The organism is Sinomonas atrocyanea, assembly GCF_030812675.1.
GTDB classification, from domain to species: Bacteria; Actinomycetota; Actinomycetes; order Actinomycetales; family Micrococcaceae; genus Sinomonas; species Sinomonas atrocyanea_B.
Genome location: NZ_JAUSTE010000001.1, coordinates 57,229 through 72,663 on the forward strand (window position 1 = coordinate 57,229; position 15,435 = coordinate 72,663).

Consider the following 15,435-nt stretch of genomic DNA (forward strand, 5'->3'; position numbering starts at 1 on the left):
GCGGCTCACTGGCCCTCCTCGAGGTCGAAGTCGGCGCCCAGCGCGCCGAGCTTCTCGGTGAAGTACTCGTAGCCGCGGCGGATGACGCCCACCCCGGTGGCGCGGGAGACGCCGTCGGCCGCGAGGGCCGCGATGAGGTGGCTGAAGCCGCCGCGGAGGTCCGGGACGTCGAAGTCGGCCCCGTGCAGCGGGGTGGCACCCGAGATGACCGCCGAGTGCAGGAAGTTCCGCTGGCCGAAGCGGCACGGCACGCTGCCCAGGCACTCGCGGTGCAGCTGGATGGTCGCGCCCATGCGGCCCAGGGCCTCGGTGAAGCCGAAGCGGTTCTCGTACACGGTCTCGTGCACGATCGACACACCCTCGGCCTGGGTCAGGGCGACGACCAGGGGCTGCTGCCAGTCGGTCATGAAGCCGGGGTGGACGTCCGTCTCGAGCACGAGCGGGGAGAGCTTCCCGCCCGGGTGGAAGAACCGGATGCCCTCGTCCTCGATCGACAGGCCGCCGCCGAGCTTGCGGTAGACGTTGAGGAAGGTCATCATGTCGCGCTGGCTCGCGCCCTCGACGAAGATGTCGCCGTGGGTCGCGAGGGCCGCCGAGGCCCACGATGCGGCCTCGTTGCGGTCCGAGAGGGCGCGGTGCGTGTAGCCGCCGAGCTCGCGCACGCCCTCGATGCGGATGGTGCGGTCGTTGAGGACGGCGATGATCGCCCCCATCTTCTGCAGCACTGCGACGAGGTCCATGATCTCGGGCTCGATCGCCGCGCCCTTGAGCTCGGTGACGCCCTCGGCCCGGGTCGCGGTGAGGAGCACCTGCTCCGTGGCGCCCACGCTCGGGTACGGGAGCATGATCTTTGCGCCCCTGAGCCCGCGCGGCGCCGAGATGCTGATGCCGCCGGGGCGCTTGTCCACGACGGCGCCGAACTGCCGCAGGACGTCGAGATGGTAGTCGATGGGGCGGTCGCCGATCCGGCAGCCGCCGAGGTCGGGGATGAACGCCTCGCCGATCGAGTGGATGAGCGGCCCGCAGAGCAGGATCGGGATGCGGGAGTCGCCGGCGTGGGCGTCGATGTCCGCGACCTTTGCGGTCTTCGCGTTCGTGGGATCCAGCGTCAGGTCGCCGGTGGCCGCGTCCCGCTCGACGGCGACGCCGTGCAGCTGCAGCAGGCTCGTGACGATGTCCACGTCCTGGATCTCCGGCACGTTGCGGAGCCTGGACGGCTCGTTCCCGAGCAGCGCCGCGACCATGGCCTTGGGGACGAGGTTCTTCGCGCCCCGGACCGTCACCTTGCCCGAAAGGGGGATGCCGCCCCGGATGGTCAGAACACTGCTCATGCGCACCTTTTCCTCACTGGCCCCCATAGCCCTGCTGCGGCCCCGCCCGTGCGGAGACCCTGCTAAGCATAGAAGCTCGCGCCCGGGGCAGTGAAAACCCCGGGGCGAGCTCCTCGGCGCGTCGGCCCGCTCAGGCGCGCGCCGGCAGGGTGGTGGGCTTGAAGGAAGCGCGCGAGGCCTCGTAGTCCGTGATGGCGTCCTCGTGCTGCAGGGTCAGGCCGATGTCGTCGAGGCCCTCGAGCAGCCGCCAGCGCGTGTAGTCGTCGATCTCGAACGGGGCGACGATGTTCGCGCACGTGACCGTCTTGGAGGCGAGGTCGACCGTGACCTGCGTGCCGGGGTGGTTCTCGAGCTCCTTCCAGATGAGCTCGATGTCGTCCTGGGCCACGACGGCGGCGAGGAGCCCCTGCTTGCCGGAGTTGCCGCGGAAGATGTCCGCGAACCGGGACGAGAGGACCGCCTTGAAGCCGTAGTCCTTGAGGGCCCACACGGCGTGCTCGCGGGAGGACCCGGTGCCGAAGTCGGGGCCCGCCACGAGGACCGAGCCCTGGCTGAACGGCTCCTGGTTGAGGATGAAGGACTCGTCCTTGCGCCACGAGGCGAAGAGGGCGTCCTCGAACCCGGTGCGGGTGATGCGCTTGAGGAACACCGCGGGGATGATCTGATCGGTGTCCACGTTGGACTGGCGCAGCGGCACGCCGATGCCGGTGTGGGTGGTGAACTTCTCCATGGCTGGGTCCTTCCTTAGGCTGCCGCGCCGGCGGCGGTGTCCGCGGGGACGGGGTCGAGGTCCGACGGCGACGAGAGGGTCCCGCGGACCGCCGTGGCCGCCGCGACGACGGGCGAGACGAGGTGGGTGCGGCCGCCCTTGCCCTGACGGCCCTCGAAGTTGCGGTTCGAGGTGGACGCGCACCGCTCCCCCGGCTGGAGCTGGTCCGGGTTCATGCCCAGGCACATCGAGCAGCCGGCGAAGCGCCACTCGGCTCCGAACTCGGTGAAGACCTTGTCCAGGCCCTCGGCCTCGGCTTCGAGGCGCACCCGTGCCGAGCCGGGGACCACCATCATCCGCACGTTCGGGTCCTTGGTGCGGCCCCGGACGATGTCCGCGGCTGCGCGCAGGTCCTCGAGGCGCGAGTTCGTGCAGGAGCCGAGGAAGACGGTGTCGACGCGGATGTCCTTCATGGGCGTGCCCGCGGCGAGGCCCATGTAGTCGAGGGCGCGGCGGGCGTTGGCCTTGGCGTTCTCGTCCGCCATCTGGTCCGGGTCGGGGACGGACTGCGAGAGGGACACGCCCTGGCCGGGGTTGGTGCCCCAGGTGACGAACGGCTCGAGCTCGTCGGCGTCGAGGAAGACCTCGGCGTCGAACACGGCGTCGTCGTCGGTGCGGAGGGTGTCCCAGTACTCGACCGCCGCGTCCCAGTCTGCGCCCTGCGGGGCGTGGGGACGGCCCTTCATGAAGGCGTAGGTGGTCTCGTCCGGGGCAACCATCCCGGCGCGCGCGCCGGCCTCGATCGACATGTTGCAAATCGTCATGCGGGCTTCCATGGACAGGGCCCGGATGGCCGACCCCCGGTACTCGAGGACGTACCCCTGGCCCCCGCCGGTGCCGATCTTGGCGATGACGGCGAGGATGATGTCCTTGCTGCTCACGCCCGGCTTGAGCGTGCCCTCCACGGTGATGGCCATCGTCTTGAACGGCTTCAGCGGCAGCGTCTGGGTCGCCATGACATGCTCGACCTCGGAGGTGCCGATGCCCATGGCGAGGGCGCCGAACGCGCCGTGGGTGGACGTGTGCGAGTCGCCGCAGACGATCGTCAGGCCCGGCTGGGTGAGCCCGAGCTGGGGCCCGACGACGTGCACGATGCCCTGCTCCCTGTCGCCGAGCGAGTGCAGGCGCACCCCGAACTCGGCGCAGTTGGCCCGCAGCGTCTCGATCTGGGTGCGGCTGGTCGGGTCCGCGATCGGCTTGTCGATGTCGATCGTGGGGGTGTTGTGGTCCTCGGTCGCGATCGTCAGGTCCGGGCGGCGGAGCCGCCGGCCAGCGAGGCGGAGGCCCTCGAACGCCTGCGGGGAGGTGACCTCGTGCACGAGGTGGAGGTCGATGTAGAGCAGATCGGGCTGCCCGTCCTCGCCCCTGCGCACCACGTGCGCGTCCCAGACCTTCTCGGCCAGTGTGCGTCCCACGGCCTGCTCCCTCCGCCTCGTGCCAGTGCTGATCGTGCCGGTGGTGGTCATCCGGTCCTGATCGTCGAGTGCCGATCAGGCCGGCGCCCGCCCGGCCAGCCTTCTGGCTGCCTTGTATCCAGTGGACCAGCGAGTCGGCCGCGCTGGCCACCCCGCCGACTTGCATCTCAGATATTGAGACGCCAATATCAACCTATGGACAATACTAGTGGCGTCGGCGTGATCGACAAGGCCGCCCTCGTACTCGATGCGCTGGAGGCGGGCCCCACGACGCTCGCCCAGCTGGTGGCTGCCACGGGCCTGGCCCGTCCCACGGTCCACCGCCTCGCCCTCGCGCTCGTGCACCACCGCCTCGTGGCCCGGGACATGCAGGGCCGGTTCGTCCTCGGGTCCCGCCTCGTCGAGCTCGCCTCCGCAGCCGGGGAAGACCGGCTCATCGCGGCCGCCGGCCCCATCCTCATGCAGCTGCGCGACGCGACCGGGGAGAGCGCCCAGATCTTCCGCCGCCAGGGCGACTGGCGCGTGTGCGTGGCGTCCGCGGAGCGTCCCGTGGGGCTGCGCGACACGATCCCCGTGGGCACGCAGCTGAGCATGAAGGCAGGCTCCGCGGCCCAGATCCTCGTTGCCTGGGAGGACCACGACCGGCTCCTCGAGGGGCTTCACAACGCCCGGTTCACCCCCACCGTGCTCGCCGGCGTCCGACGCCGGGGCTGGGCCCAGTCGCTCGGCGAACGCGAGCCGGGGGTCGCCTCGGTCTCCGCCCCTGTGCGTGGGCCCTCGGGCCGGGTGATCGCCGCGGTGTCCATCTCCGGCCCGATCGAGCGCTTGACCCGCCAGCCGGGCCGCCAGCATGCTGAGGTCATCTGCAACGCCGGACGGCTGCTGACCGAAGCCCTGCGCAAGGGCAACGACTAGCCGGTCCGGCTCCAGCCACTGAAGCGGGCGGAGGTCCTGTGGCCGAATTCGCAGTGTTCCTGCGCGGCGTGAACGTCGGCGGCATCACCATCAGGATGGCCGCGCTGCGCGAGGCCCTCGGCGCGCTGCCCGTGAGCGGCGTGAAGACGCTGCTGGCGAGCGGGAACGCCGTGTTGTCCACCGACCTCGAGGGAGCCACCCTCAAGGCGCGCGTCGAGGAGGCCCTGCGGGCCTCGTTCGGGTACGACGCGTGGGTGGTCGTGCTCCCGCGCCAGGCCGTCGAGGCCCTCGTGCGCTCGTGCCCGTACCCGCCGGACGACCCCCAGGTCCATGCGTACGTGACACTGTCTTCGGATCCCGCGGCGCTCGACCGGCTCGTGGCCCTCCTGGAGGGGGACGGATCCGAGGGGGCCCAGGACGACGGCGCCCACGTCCGGCTCAGCCCCGTGGCCCTCGCGTGGCGCTGCCCCAAGGGTGCGACCCTGGATGCGCCGCTGTCGAAGGCGACGGCCAAGCCGGTCTTCAAGGCCACCACGACGACGCGGAACCTCCGCACCCTCGAGAAGGTCCGGGCCGCCTTCGGCTGATGCCCGCGGCAGCGGAACGCGGAGGACAGATGCGGAAAGGGCCCGGTCCGAAGACCGGGCCCTCCATGAGGTGACCCCAGCGGGATTCGAACCCGCGTTACCGCCGTGAGAGGGCGGCGTACTAGGCCGCTATACGATGGGGCCTCGCACTGCACACGCCGACGAAGCGCGCGCTCCGGCCATCCGGAACGGATGGCTCTGTTCGAAGGACGGCTGCTGCCGGTCCTTCAGTGACCCCAGCGGGATTCGAACCCGCGTTACCGCCGTGAGAGGGCGGCGTACTAGGCCGCTATACGATGGGGCCGTGGTACTTTACCGTGCTCAGAAGTGAGCGATCCTTCTGCACTGCCCGAGGGCAGAACATCCGGAGCTGGGATACCAGGACTCGAACCTAGAATGACGGTACCAGAAACCGTAGTGTTGCCAATTACACCATATCCCACCGCACTGTCCGGGCCGTGCCCACCGGATCTCTCCGCTGCGCTCCGTGCCCCTCAGCACGAGTAATTACTTTACCCGAAGCTCCCGTGCGCCACAAATCGGCGCCCCGGCCGCTTCCGGGCGCTCCCCCGGCGGGTCAGGCGAGGCCGAGGAGCGCCGGGATCTGCTCGAGTCCGGTGACCTGATCGGGCACGGAGGGGGCCACGGCGGCGTCCAGGACGGCGGACCGCCGGTTGAGCCAGATGCCCCGCAGGCCCGCCCCGGCGGCGCCGATCACGTCGTGCGCGGGGTTGTCGCCGATGTACACGGTCTCGTGGGCCGCGGTCCCCAGCTGGCGCAGGCCCTCGTGGAAGATCGCGGGATCCGGCTTGGCCGCCCCCACGGCGTCGATCCCCACGAGGATGCCGATGCGCTGGAGCCCGGCCGTGTCGAGCTTGGCGCGCTGGTAGTCGTGGACGTTGTTGCTCACGGCCCCGTAGGCGATCCCGGCAGCGTCGAGCGCGTCCAGGAGCGGCACGACGTCGTCGAACGCGCGGACATAGGTGGGCTGGGCCGCCTCGTACGCCGCGAGCCACCCCGCCGATTCGGCATCCGAGGCGAAGGCCCGCCCGAAGTGCGCGAGGCAGCGCTCGGCCCGCAGCACACGCTGCTGCGCGAACGTGATCTCACGCGCCACGTACCGCTCGTAGATGTCGTCCGAACCGCGGGTGAAGATCCGGCAGAACGTGGTCCACTCCGCCTCGTCGAGGCCCGGCAGCAGGCGGGCACTCACCTCGCGCAGCGCGCGGTCCATGGCGCCCTCGAGGTCCACGAGCGTCTCGTCGATGTCGAGCAGGACCCCCTTCACGAGCGCGGCGCGGTCCGCCGGGAGGCGACGCACGACGGCGGGTGCGGACCCGCCGTCGTGCGTCCCCTCGTCCTGGGCAGGCACAGCGGCGGTGAGCTCAGCCACGGAAGGCCTTGATGCGCGCCAGCGAGGACTCCTTGCCGAGGATGACCATCGACTCGAACAGGGGCGGGGAGATGCGGCGGCCGGAGATGGCCGTGCGGACCGGGCCGAAGGCGAGGCGGGGCTTGATGCCGAGCCCGTCGACGAGGGCGGCACGGAGGGCGTCCTGGATGGCCTCGGCCGTCCAGTCGGCCAGCGGCTCGAGGGCGGCCAGGGCGGCGTCGAGGACCTCGGCGAGGTTCGCGGGCATCCCCTTGAGCGCGTCGTCGGCGATCGTGAGGTCCGAGTCCTCCGTGAAGAGGAAGCTGAGCATCTCCGGCGCCTCGCCGAGGAGGGCGATGCGCTCCTGGACCAGGGGGGCCGCCTCGGTGAGGATCTCCTCCTGGCGCGCGGTGAGCGTCTCCCCCACGAGGCCGGCGGCGTGGAGGTAGGGCACGAGGCGGTCGCGGAAGTCCGCCGGCTCGAGCATGCGCACGTGGGTGCCGTTGATGGCCTCGGCCTTCTTCTGGTCGAACCGGGCCGGGTTGGGCAGCACGTCGGCGATGTCGAAGTGCTGCACGAGCTGGTCCACCGTGAAGATGTCCTCGTCAGCGGACAGCGACCAGCCCAAGAGCGCGAGGTAGTTCAGCAGGCCCTCGGGGATGAAGCCTCGGTCCCTGTGGTGGAAGAGGTTCGACTGCGGATCGCGCTTGGAGAGCTTCTTGTTGCCCTCCCCCATGACGTACGGCAGGTGGCCGAAGAGCGGCATGTAACTCGCGACGCCCACGGCGTGCAGCGCGTGGTAGAGGGCCACCTGGCGGGGGGTCGAGGAGAGGAGGTCCTCGCCACGGAGCACGTGGGTGATGCCCATGAGCGCGTCGTCCACGGGGTTCACGAGCGTGTACAGCGGCGAGCCGTCGGCGCGGACCACCACGAAGTCCGGCACCGAGCCGGCCTTGAAGCGGATCTCGCCGCGGATGAGGTCGTCGAAGACCACGTCCTCCTCCGGCATGCGGAAGCGCAGGACGGGCTCGCGGCCGTCGGCGCGGAAGGCGGCCTTCTGCTCGTCGGTGAGGGCGCGGTCCGAGTTGTCGTAGCCGAGCTTGGGGTCGCGGCCCGCGGCACGGTGGCGCGCCTCGATCTCGTCCGGGGTCGAGAACGACTCGTAGAGGAAGCCGGCATCCTTGAGCTTGGCGGCGACGTCCTTGTAGAGGTCGAGGCGGTGGGACTGGCGGTACGGCTCGTGCGGGCCGCCCACGTCGATGCCCTCGTCCCAGGTGAGGCCGAGCCAGCGCAGGGCCTCGACGATCTGCTGGTAGCTCTCCTCCGTGTCGCGCTGCGCGTCGGTGTCCTCGATGCGGAACACGAACGTGCCGCCCGTGTGGCGCGCGTACGCCCAGTTGAACAGGGCGGTGCGGACCATGCCCACGTGCGGGGTGCCCGTGGGAGACGGGCAGAAGCGCACGCGCACCGGGGTATCGGGCATGACGGACGGGATCGAGGCGGGATCGAGCAGGGGCTCTGCGGGCAAGGAAGTCATAGTGCTCCCCATTCTAGAGGCGTCCGGAAGCCGTCTCCTGAGGGCCACCCCTGAAGGTGCGGCCCGCGGGAAGTGACCCCCAGAAGCTGACTCTCAGAAAGTGACCTTCAGGAGGTGACTCCCAGGTCCGGGTGGTCGCCCCGCTACCGCCGCACGACGGGGTTGGCGAGCGCGCCCAGGCCCTCGATCTCGACCTCGACACGGTCGCCGTCGCGGACAAGGCCGACGCCGGCCGGCGTCCCGGTCATGATGACGTCGCCGGGAAGGAGGGTGAACGCGGCGGACACCGCGGCCACGAGCTCGTCGACGCCGAACACCATGTCCGCGGTGCTGCCGTCCTGCTTCGTCTGGCCGTTGACGGTGGTGGTGAGGCGGAGGTCCTCGACGTCGAGGTCCGTCTCAATCCACGGCCCGAGCGGCTTGGAGGTGTCGAAGGACTTGGCGCGCGCCCACTGGAGGTCTGTGCGCTGCTTGTCCCGGGCGGTGAAGTCGTTGCCCACGGTGTACCCGAAGATGACGTCCGCGGCCTTCTCGGCGGGCACGTCCTTGCAGATCCGGCCGATCACCACGCAGAGCTCGCCCTCGTAGGAGACCTCCTCGCTCCATTCGGGCAGCACGACAGGATCGCCGGGGCCCACTACGGCCGTGTTGGCGACGAGGAACATGGACGGCTCGGTCGGCAGGTCGTTGCCCATCTCCTTGGCATGGTCGGCGTAGTTTCTCCCGATCCCGACCACCTTGCTCCGGGGGATGATGGGCGCCAGGAGGCGGACGTCCTCGAGCGGGTGCGTCTCGCCCGTGGGCTCGACGCCGTTGAAGAACGGATCGCCCTTGATGGCGGCGACCGTCTCGTGGCCGGGCTCTCCCTGGACCACACCGTAGAAGGGGGCCGCGTCCGCGGCCGAGATGCTGACACAACGGGCAATGCGCATGGGCCTTACCCTACCGCGGCGACCCGAGCCGCCCCTCGGTGCCGGGATCGCGCCGGGACCCAGCTGGGAGGCCGGCCGGACGAAGGCCGTCTTGGGCGCCCAGCGCCCGCTCCCCTAGAGTCGGACGGGTGGCGACCCCGACTGACGTACCCCTCCTGATCGCCGATTCCGTCGGGAAGGAGGTCGCCGGCGAGCCGCTCCTGGGACCCGTCAGCTTCTCGGTGGGAGCCGGCGAGTGCGTGGCCGTGACCGGTCCCGACGGCTCCGGGAAGACCACGCTCCTGCGCCTCATCCTCGGCCGCGACACTCCCACCACGGGCACCCTGACCTACGGCGGCCCGCTCGCGCGGCGGAAGCGCACCCACATCGGGTCCGCGCTCGGCGCCCCGCCGTTCTGCGAGGACCTCACGATCGAGGAGCACCTGGCGCTCCTGACCTTCAGCTGGGGCGGGGAGGCGGTCACCGGCCGGTTCGCCCCGGTGCTCGAGGCGCTGCGCCTGACCGGGATCCTGCACCGCTTCCCCGCGGAGCTCTCCTCCGGGGAGCGCCAGGCCGCCGGCATCACGTTCGCCCTCGTCCGGCCGGCCTCGCTGCTCGTCCTGGACGAGCCCGAGCAGAGGCTCGACGCCGAGCGGAGGCTCGCGCTCGGCCCGCTCCTCGCGCGCCGGCGCGACTCCGGGACGGCGATCGTCATGGCCTCGCACGACGCCGGTCTGGTCGCCGCGGCCGCCGGCGCCAGCGTGGCGCTCGCCGACCGCTGAGGGGCGCCCGGGCCCTCCCGGCGCACGGGCGGCTGCACTCCCCCACGACGGACGGCGCGCCCCCGCCGAAGTGGGGACGCGCCGTCGTGCGCCACGGAGCCCGGGAGGGGCCAGCGGGCTCAGGCCAGCTGGGTCAGCCAGCCGTGCAGGTCCTCGACCTTGCCGGTCTGGATGCCGAGCAGCTGCTCGCGGATCCCCATGGCCACGGAGTCCGGGCCAGCCTCGGGGGTGACGAGCGAGCCGTCGGCCGTCTTGAGCTCGCCGATCGGCGTGATGACCGCGGCGGTCCCGCACGCGAACACCTCGGCGAGCGTCCCGTCCGCGACGGCCCGACGCCACTCGTCGATGGTGATCTTGCGCTCCTCGACGGTGAGGCCGCGGTCAGCCGCCAGCTGCAGCACGGAGTCGCGGGTCACCCCGTGGAGGATGTTGCCGTTGAGCGCGGGGGTGACGAGGGTGCCGTCCTTGAAGACGAAGAAGATGTTCATCCCGCCGAGCTCCTCGACCGCGAAGTCGTTGGTCGGGTCGAGGAAGAGCACCTGCTTGCAGCCGTTCGCCTCGGCCTCGAGCTGGGCCGCGAGCGAGGCCGCGTAGTTGCCGCCGCACTTGGCCTCGCCGGTGCCGCCGTGGCCGGCCCGGGCGTAGTTCTCCGAGAGCCAGATGGAGACGGGCTTGAGCTCGCCGCCGAAGTAGTTGCCGGCCGGGGAGGCGATCACCCGGTACGAGACCTCGCGGGCGGGGCGGACGCCGAGGAACGCCTCGGTCGCAATCATGAAGGGGCGCAGGTAGAGGGACTCCCCGTCGCCGGAGGGGATCCAGTCGCGGTCCACGGAGACCAGCTGGCGCAGGGACTCGAGGAAGACCTCGGTGGGGAGCTCGGGCAGTGCCAGGCGGCGGGCGGACTTGTTGAAGCGGCGCGCGTTGGCCTCGGGGCGGAACGTCCAGACAGAGCCGTCGGCGTGCCGGTAGGCCTTGAGTCCCTCGAAGATCTCCTGGCCGTAGTGCAGCACGGCCGCGGCCGGATCCATGGAGATGGGGCCATAGGGCTCGATCCGTGCGTTCTGCCAGCCGCCGTTGCCCTCGGCATCGACCTTCCAGTCGATGACCGCCGTGTGGTCCGTGAAGTGGTCGCCGAAGCCCGGGTTCGCCAGGACGGCTGCGCGCTCCTCGGCGCTCTTCGGGGTCGCCGAGAGCCGCCGTTCGAATTCAACGCCCAGGGCGTTCTGAGTCATGATTCCTCCACATCAATCGGGCGGATGGCGTCGCTGCCGGGGCCCGGAGCCTGTCAGTGCCACCAGCTTACGCCTGCGTACTTGCCGGAAGGCGGGCGGACGACGGCGGGCGGGCACCCGGCGTCGTCCGCCCTGGTCGCGCGGTCCAGGGGCCGCGCCCCAGGGGCGCTTCAGAGTCGCGCGGCGATCGCGTCCCCGATCTGGGCAGTGGTGCGGGCGCCGGCCTGGGCGCGGGACTCGACGTCGGCGCGGACCGCGGACTGGATGCGCGCCGCGGCCTCGGGCTGGCCGATGTTCTCGAGCAGGAGCGCGGCCGAGAGGATCGCCGCCGTGGGGTCCGCCTTCTGCTGGCCGGCGATGTCCGGGGCGGAGCCGTGGACCGGCTCGAACATGCTGGGCGCCGTGCCGTCGAGGTTGATGTTGCCCGAGGCCGCGAGCCCGATGCCGCCGGTGACGGCGCCGGCGAGGTCGGTGAGGATGTCGCCGAAGAGGTTGTCGGTGACGATGACGTCGAACCGGGACGGATCGGTGACGAGGAAGATCGTCGCGGCGTCGACGTGCAGGTAGTCGTGCTCGACGCCGGGGAACTCCGCCGCGACGGCCTCGACCGTGCGCTTCCAGAGGTAGCCCGCGTGGACCAGGACGTTGTGCTTGTGGACGAGGGTGACCTTGTTGCGGCGCGTGGTCGCGCGGCGGAAGGCCTCCCGCACCACGCGCTCGACCCCGTAGGCGGTGTTGACGGAGACCTCGGTGGCGATCTCGTGCGGGGTGCCGGTGCGCAGGGCGCCGCCGTTGCCGGTGTAGGGGCCTTCCGTGCCCTCGCGGACCACCACGAAGTCGATGGTGCCCGGCGCCGCGAGGGGGCTGGGCACCCCTGCGTAGAGGGTCGAGGGGCGGAGGTTGACGCAGTGGTCGAGGCTGAAGCGGAGCTTGAGGAGGACCTCACGCTCGAGGATGCCCGAGGGGATCCGGGCGTCGCCGGGGGCGGCGCCGACCGCGCCGAACAGGATCGCATCCCGGCCGCGGATGTCGGCGAGCGTCTCGTCGGAGAGCGTCTCGCCGGTCTCGAGCCAGTGCTGCGCGCCGAGGCTGTAGTGCGTCTCCTTGACCTCGAGGCCGGTGCCCTCGAGGGCGCGGTGGAGGACCTTGAGCGCCTCGGCCGTCACTTCGGGGCCGATGCCGTCTCCGGGGATCACTGCGAGGTCGAGCTGCGTCTGCGTCATGGTGCCAGCCTAACGAAACCATCCACATGCTGGGCACGTGGTCTCGCAATCCGGACACTCACCGGAGCCCGAGGCCACCCGGCCCCAGCACCCTGCTGGTTCCCCACGAATCGGGCTAGGTGGGCAGGGCCGCCGCGAGGTAGTCGGCGAAGCCGCCGCGGGCCCGCCCGCGCAGCCGCCCCGAGGTGACCACGCGGCAGGCGTCGGAGGCCCGCCAGCGAACGCCGAGCGCCTTCGCGGCCAGGACGAGCGCCTCGTCCTCCCCGGAGGCCCGTGCTGGGAATCCTCCCGCCGCTCCGTAGACGTCCGCCCGCACGCCGAGGTTCGCCCCGAACACGTGGCCGTGGCCGTCGGCGAGCCGGTGGGCCGCGTACCAGGCGGCGAGGCGTTCCGGATCGAGGTCCGCCGGATCGGGCACGACGGTGCCGAGCACGAGCCCGACACCGGACTCCGCGAGGGCCATGTGCTCCACGAGCCAGTCCCGCGGGACCCTGCTGTCCGCATCGGTCGAGGCAATCCAGACCCGCTCCCTGTGCGCCTCTGCCCGGGCGAGCGCGTGCCGCACGCCGAGCCGCCGCGCTGCGCCGGCGTTCCCGGCCATGCCCTCGACGGCCCGGACCTGGGGCCACCGCGCCACGACCTCCGCGGATCCGTCGCTGCAGCCGTCCAGGACCACGGTCACCCCCGTACGGACGCGGGGGGCCGCCGCCGCGAGCTCGCGCACGGCCGCCGCGACCGACTGGAGGCATCCCGGCAGGAGCTCCTCCTCGTCCTTGGCCGGGATCACCACGACGACCTCCGAGACCGCGTGGCTGCCGCTCATACGAGGCCCTCGCGCTGCGCGACCGAGGCGGCGGGCCGCTTCCCGAAGACCTCCAGCAGGAAGTCGCGCTCGCGGTGGTGCACCACCGTCTCGAGGCCCGCCTCGGCGCGCAGCCGCGCGTGCACGTCCTCGCCGCTGAGCTGCCACCCTTCGATGGTGCCGAGCCAGTGGCAGGCGACCAGCGCGCCGTCGTCCGTGAGGCTGCCGAGGCACCGCCGCACGAACTCGTCCAGCTCCTCCGGGCCGAAGTAGTACCCCACCTCCGAGGCGACGATGAGGTCGAAGGGGCCGTCGGGCCATTCCTGGGGCAGGCGGCGGTGCTCCCAGCTGATCGCGGCGGCGTGCGGCAGGCGCTCGGCTGCCCGCTCGAGGGCGCGCTGGCTGACGTCCGTCGCGACCACCTCGTCGGCGCGCTCCGCGAGCTCGCCGGTGAGGACGCCGATCGAGCAGCCCACCTCGAGCGCGCGCCGGTACCGCGCGGCCGGCAGGGCTGCGAGGGTGACGGCCCGTTTCCGGCGCTCGTACCAGCTCGACGTGAAGTTCCAGGGGTCCGGGCTCGCGGCATGCACCGCATCGAAGGTCGCCCGGGCGTCGCGCGGCGGCGAGGCGAAGTAGAGCTCGAAGCCGCGCTCGAAGTGCTCCTGCATGCCGGGGCCGAGCAGGGCCTCGTCGCCGGGGTGGGCGGACAGCGGCGCGGTCTGGCTGACGTGCAGGGCGAGGGCCTCCTCCTTGACGTCCCTGACGGCCGGTGCGAGCTCGAGCCGCCGCGCGCCGGCCCACGGAACGTCCGGGCTCCCCGGCTCGGCCCAGTGCCACATCCACACGGGGTACTCCAGCAGCCCGACGCCGGCAGCAGCCGCCACCCGCGCGGCCGCCGCTCCGGCGGCGTCGTGGTCCGGGTGGGCGTCCCGCCGCCACGGTGCCGCGAGCACGACGCCGGCCCGGTCCCCTCCGTGGGCCGCCTCGCCGAGGGCGGCGCGGACGGCCGTTCCCAGCGCCCGCTCGAGGTCCGGCCCCCGGTCGGCGAGGGCGCCGTCGGGGAGGCCGAGGCAGTCGAGAGTGGCCGACGGAGCGAGGGCCCCGACCGCGGCGCGGACCTCGCGCCGCCTGACCTCGGCGAGCCGGGCCGGGGTGACGCTGGGCGAGTCCGGGTGGGAGGCCTCGCCGTCGGTAGCGACGATCACGTGCACCGCGGCGCCGGACCGGGCCGCGTGCGCGATCAGGCCGCCGGCGCCGAGCGTCTCGTCGTCGGGGTGGGCGGCGAGGACGATGAGGGTGCGGAGCCCCGCGAGGTCGAGCGGCGGCGCGGCCGCCAGGTTGCGGTCGCCGCGCCAGAGGGCCTCGGGAGTGCCTGCGTCGAGGTGGCTGAAGGTCACCACGGCCGCTCCCCCGCCTCGAGCAGCGACCGGCCCAGGGCCGCGGTGTCGCGTTCGGCATGGTGCTGGCGGAGGTAGAGCCGCAGGTCCGCGACCCGCTGGGCGTGCTCGGCTTCGAAGGCGAGCGGGGCAGGCCCGAGCGCGTGGTCGGCGACGGTCAGGACGGCCTCTGCGGCCGCCGCGACGGTCCCCCTCGCGCGCAGCGCCCAGAGTGCGCCCGCGGAACCTTCGGCCCGGCGCGCGTCCACGGCCGCGGCGGCGTCGGCCAGGACTGCCCGGGCGGTGCCGAGGGCGAGGTCGGCCGTGCCGAGGTGTGCGAGGGCGATCTGGTCGGGGGTCCGCTGCGAGGCCGCGGCCCACAGCCGTCTGGCCACGCCGAGGGCACCGCCGTGCCAGACGGCTGCGACGCCGATCCCGCCCCACGCGAAGCCGGGCCGCTCGAGGTACCAGCCGTCCTCGCCCACGGGCTCGGCGGGGACGCCGTCGAAGTCGACGGGACCGCTCGGGATGCCGGGGAGGCCGAGGGCGTGCCAGCCGCCCTCGCGGGCCACCACCGCCGGGTGCCCCAGCGGGACGGCGAACGCGCGCCTGGCGTCCGGGCCGGTGTGGGCGGTCACCACCGCGTGGGTCAGGGCCTTGGCGAGCGAGCACCAGGGCTTGGTCCCGTGCAGGCGCCAGCCCTCGGCCGTCCGGCGCGCCTCGAGACGGGTGCCGGGGCCCTCCGCGGCGAAGACGCCCCACATGCTGCCGGCCTCGGGTCGGCCGAGGCCTGCCTGGCGCAGGATGGCGAGGGCATCGAGATGGGGCTCGACGACCCGGGCCACGGAGAGGTCGGCGGCCCCGAGGGCGGCCAGCAGGTCCCACAGCTCGCCCGTGCGGCCCTCGCCGGGGAACGGGGCGGCGTCGCCCAGCCGTCGGGCGAGCCCCAGCGCGCGGTCGGGCCAGCCCCCGGAGGCGGTCCCGGCGGCCCGCGCCTCCTGCCCGAGGTCCTCCCCTGCTGCGGATTCGGCGGCCGCGCCTGCTGACGGTCCCCTCGCGGGGTCGATCGACACCATGTCAGGACCGTACCCCGCCGGGCCGCGCGTGAATCGGCGGCCCCGCCGGCGTCGGACGCCACCCGTCACCAGGCCCGCCCACGGCGCTCCGCGTCACGCGCCCTCCG

General features: G+C 72.6%; 14 protein-coding genes and 3 tRNA genes. 3 read left to right on the forward strand and 14 right to left on the reverse strand.

Annotation, left to right across the window (positions count from 1 at the left end; translation table 11 throughout):
* Nucleotides 1–5: 5 nt before the first annotated feature.
* The 3 genes from murA to leuC form a co-directional block, all read right to left on the reverse strand.
* On the reverse strand, nt 6–1,331 hold the full coding sequence (gene murA, locus J2W20_RS00280) for a UDP-N-acetylglucosamine 1-carboxyvinyltransferase (protein WP_307003575.1): 1,326 nt from the start codon (nt 1,329–1,331) through the stop codon (nt 6–8).
* 130 nt (nt 1,332–1,461) lie between these two features.
* Complete coding sequence (leuD, locus tag J2W20_RS00285) at nt 1,462–2,061, reverse strand: 3-isopropylmalate dehydratase small subunit (protein WP_307003577.1); 600 nt, start codon at nt 2,059–2,061, stop codon at nt 1,462–1,464.
* 14 nt (nt 2,062–2,075) lie between these two features.
* Entirely contained in the window at nt 2,076–3,515 is a 1,440-nt protein-coding gene (gene leuC, locus J2W20_RS00290) for a 3-isopropylmalate dehydratase large subunit (RefSeq protein ID WP_307003579.1), read from the reverse strand.
* A gap of 195 nt (nt 3,516–3,710) precedes the next feature.
* Between leuC and J2W20_RS00295 the strand changes: the two genes are divergently transcribed.
* A complete protein-coding gene (locus J2W20_RS00295; RefSeq protein ID WP_066498336.1) occupies nt 3,711–4,430 on the forward strand; it encodes an IclR family transcriptional regulator in 720 nt (239 codons plus the stop codon).
* 38 nt (nt 4,431–4,468) lie between these two features.
* Entirely contained in the window at nt 4,469–5,017 is a 549-nt protein-coding gene (locus tag J2W20_RS00300) for a DUF1697 domain-containing protein (RefSeq protein WP_307003581.1), read from the forward strand.
* Nucleotides 5,018–5,088: 71 nt separating this feature from the next.
* On the opposite strand, the gene J2W20_RS00305 is transcribed toward J2W20_RS00300, so the two are convergent.
* The 6 genes from J2W20_RS00305 to J2W20_RS00330 form a co-directional block, all read right to left on the reverse strand.
* Nucleotides 5,089–5,161 (reverse strand) — tRNA-Glu (locus J2W20_RS00305).
* 87 nt (nt 5,162–5,248) lie between these two features.
* Nucleotides 5,249–5,321, reverse strand: a tRNA-Glu gene (locus J2W20_RS00310).
* A gap of 66 nt (nt 5,322–5,387) precedes the next feature.
* A tRNA-Gln gene (locus J2W20_RS00315) sits at nt 5,388–5,459 on the reverse strand.
* A 135-nt stretch (nt 5,460–5,594) separates the two neighbouring features.
* The gene (locus J2W20_RS00320; protein WP_307003583.1) at nt 5,595–6,410 is read right to left on the reverse strand and encodes an HAD family hydrolase; all 816 of its coding nucleotides are present in this window, start codon (nt 6,408–6,410) and stop codon (nt 5,595–5,597) included.
* Complete coding sequence (gene gltX, locus J2W20_RS00325; protein WP_307003585.1) at nt 6,403–7,926, reverse strand: glutamate--tRNA ligase; 1,524 nt, start codon at nt 7,924–7,926, stop codon at nt 6,403–6,405. Before gltX ends, J2W20_RS00320 begins: the two co-directional genes overlap by 8 nt.
* A gap of 143 nt (nt 7,927–8,069) precedes the next feature.
* On the reverse strand, nt 8,070–8,858 hold the full coding sequence (locus J2W20_RS00330) for a fumarylacetoacetate hydrolase family protein (protein ID WP_307003587.1): 789 nt from the start codon (nt 8,856–8,858) through the stop codon (nt 8,070–8,072).
* Nucleotides 8,859–8,986: 128 nt separating this feature from the next.
* Between J2W20_RS00330 and J2W20_RS00335 the strand changes: the two genes are divergently transcribed.
* Nucleotides 8,987–9,619: an ABC transporter ATP-binding protein gene (locus tag J2W20_RS00335; RefSeq protein WP_307003589.1), complete on the forward strand. Its 633-nt coding sequence runs from the start codon at nt 8,987–8,989 to the stop codon at nt 9,617–9,619.
* 119 nt (nt 9,620–9,738) lie between these two features.
* Here the strand turns inward: J2W20_RS00335 and J2W20_RS00340 are convergent, their stop codons facing one another.
* The 5 genes from J2W20_RS00340 to J2W20_RS00360 all read right to left on the reverse strand — a co-directional run bounded on the left by J2W20_RS00340 (nt 9,739) and on the right by J2W20_RS00360 (nt 15,328).
* The gene (locus J2W20_RS00340; RefSeq protein ID WP_307003590.1) at nt 9,739–10,851 is read right to left on the reverse strand and encodes a branched-chain amino acid aminotransferase; all 1,113 of its coding nucleotides are present in this window, start codon (nt 10,849–10,851) and stop codon (nt 9,739–9,741) included.
* Between the two features lie 170 nt (nt 10,852–11,021).
* Nucleotides 11,022–12,074: a 3-isopropylmalate dehydrogenase gene (locus J2W20_RS00345; protein ID WP_307003591.1), complete on the reverse strand. Its 1,053-nt coding sequence runs from the start codon at nt 12,072–12,074 to the stop codon at nt 11,022–11,024.
* 115 nt (nt 12,075–12,189) lie between these two features.
* A complete protein-coding gene (locus J2W20_RS00350) occupies nt 12,190–12,897 on the reverse strand; it encodes a glycosyltransferase (protein WP_307003593.1) in 708 nt (235 codons plus the stop codon).
* The gene (locus J2W20_RS00355) at nt 12,894–14,273 is read right to left on the reverse strand and encodes a PIG-L family deacetylase (protein WP_307003595.1); all 1,380 of its coding nucleotides are present in this window, start codon (nt 14,271–14,273) and stop codon (nt 12,894–12,896) included. Before J2W20_RS00355 ends, J2W20_RS00350 begins: the two co-directional genes overlap by 4 nt.
* Entirely contained in the window at nt 14,270–15,328 is a 1,059-nt protein-coding gene (locus J2W20_RS00360) for an acyl-CoA dehydrogenase family protein (RefSeq protein ID WP_307003597.1), read from the reverse strand. Before J2W20_RS00360 ends, J2W20_RS00355 begins: the two co-directional genes overlap by 4 nt.
* Nucleotides 15,329–15,435 lie beyond the last annotated feature (107 nt).

Excerpts from the sequence above, each read along its gene's own strand:
- J2W20_RS00340 (WP_307003590.1), bottom strand. The coding sequence starts at position 10,851 with ATGACTCAGAACGCCCTGGGCGTTGAATTCGAACGGCGGCTCTCGGCG.
- J2W20_RS00295 (WP_066498336.1), top strand. The coding sequence starts at position 3,711 with ATGGACAATACTAGTGGCGTCGGCGTGATCGACAAGGCCGCCCTCGTA.
- J2W20_RS00330 (WP_307003587.1), bottom strand. The coding sequence starts at position 8,858 with ATGCGCATTGCCCGTTGTGTCAGCATCTCGGCCGCGGACGCGGCCCCC.
- J2W20_RS00350 (WP_307003593.1), bottom strand. The coding sequence starts at position 12,897 with ATGAGCGGCAGCCACGCGGTCTCGGAGGTCGTCGTGGTGATCCCGGCC.
- J2W20_RS00345 (WP_307003591.1), bottom strand. The coding sequence starts at position 12,074 with ATGACGCAGACGCAGCTCGACCTCGCAGTGATCCCCGGAGACGGCATC.
- gltX (WP_307003585.1), bottom strand. The coding sequence starts at position 7,926 with ATGACTTCCTTGCCCGCAGAGCCCCTGCTCGATCCCGCCTCGATCCCG.
- murA (WP_307003575.1), bottom strand. The coding sequence starts at position 1,331 with ATGAGCAGTGTTCTGACCATCCGGGGCGGCATCCCCCTTTCGGGCAAG.
- leuD (WP_307003577.1), bottom strand. The coding sequence starts at position 2,061 with ATGGAGAAGTTCACCACCCACACCGGCATCGGCGTGCCGCTGCGCCAG.
- J2W20_RS00360 (WP_307003597.1), bottom strand. The coding sequence starts at position 15,328 with ATGGTGTCGATCGACCCCGCGAGGGGACCGTCAGCAGGCGCGGCCGCC.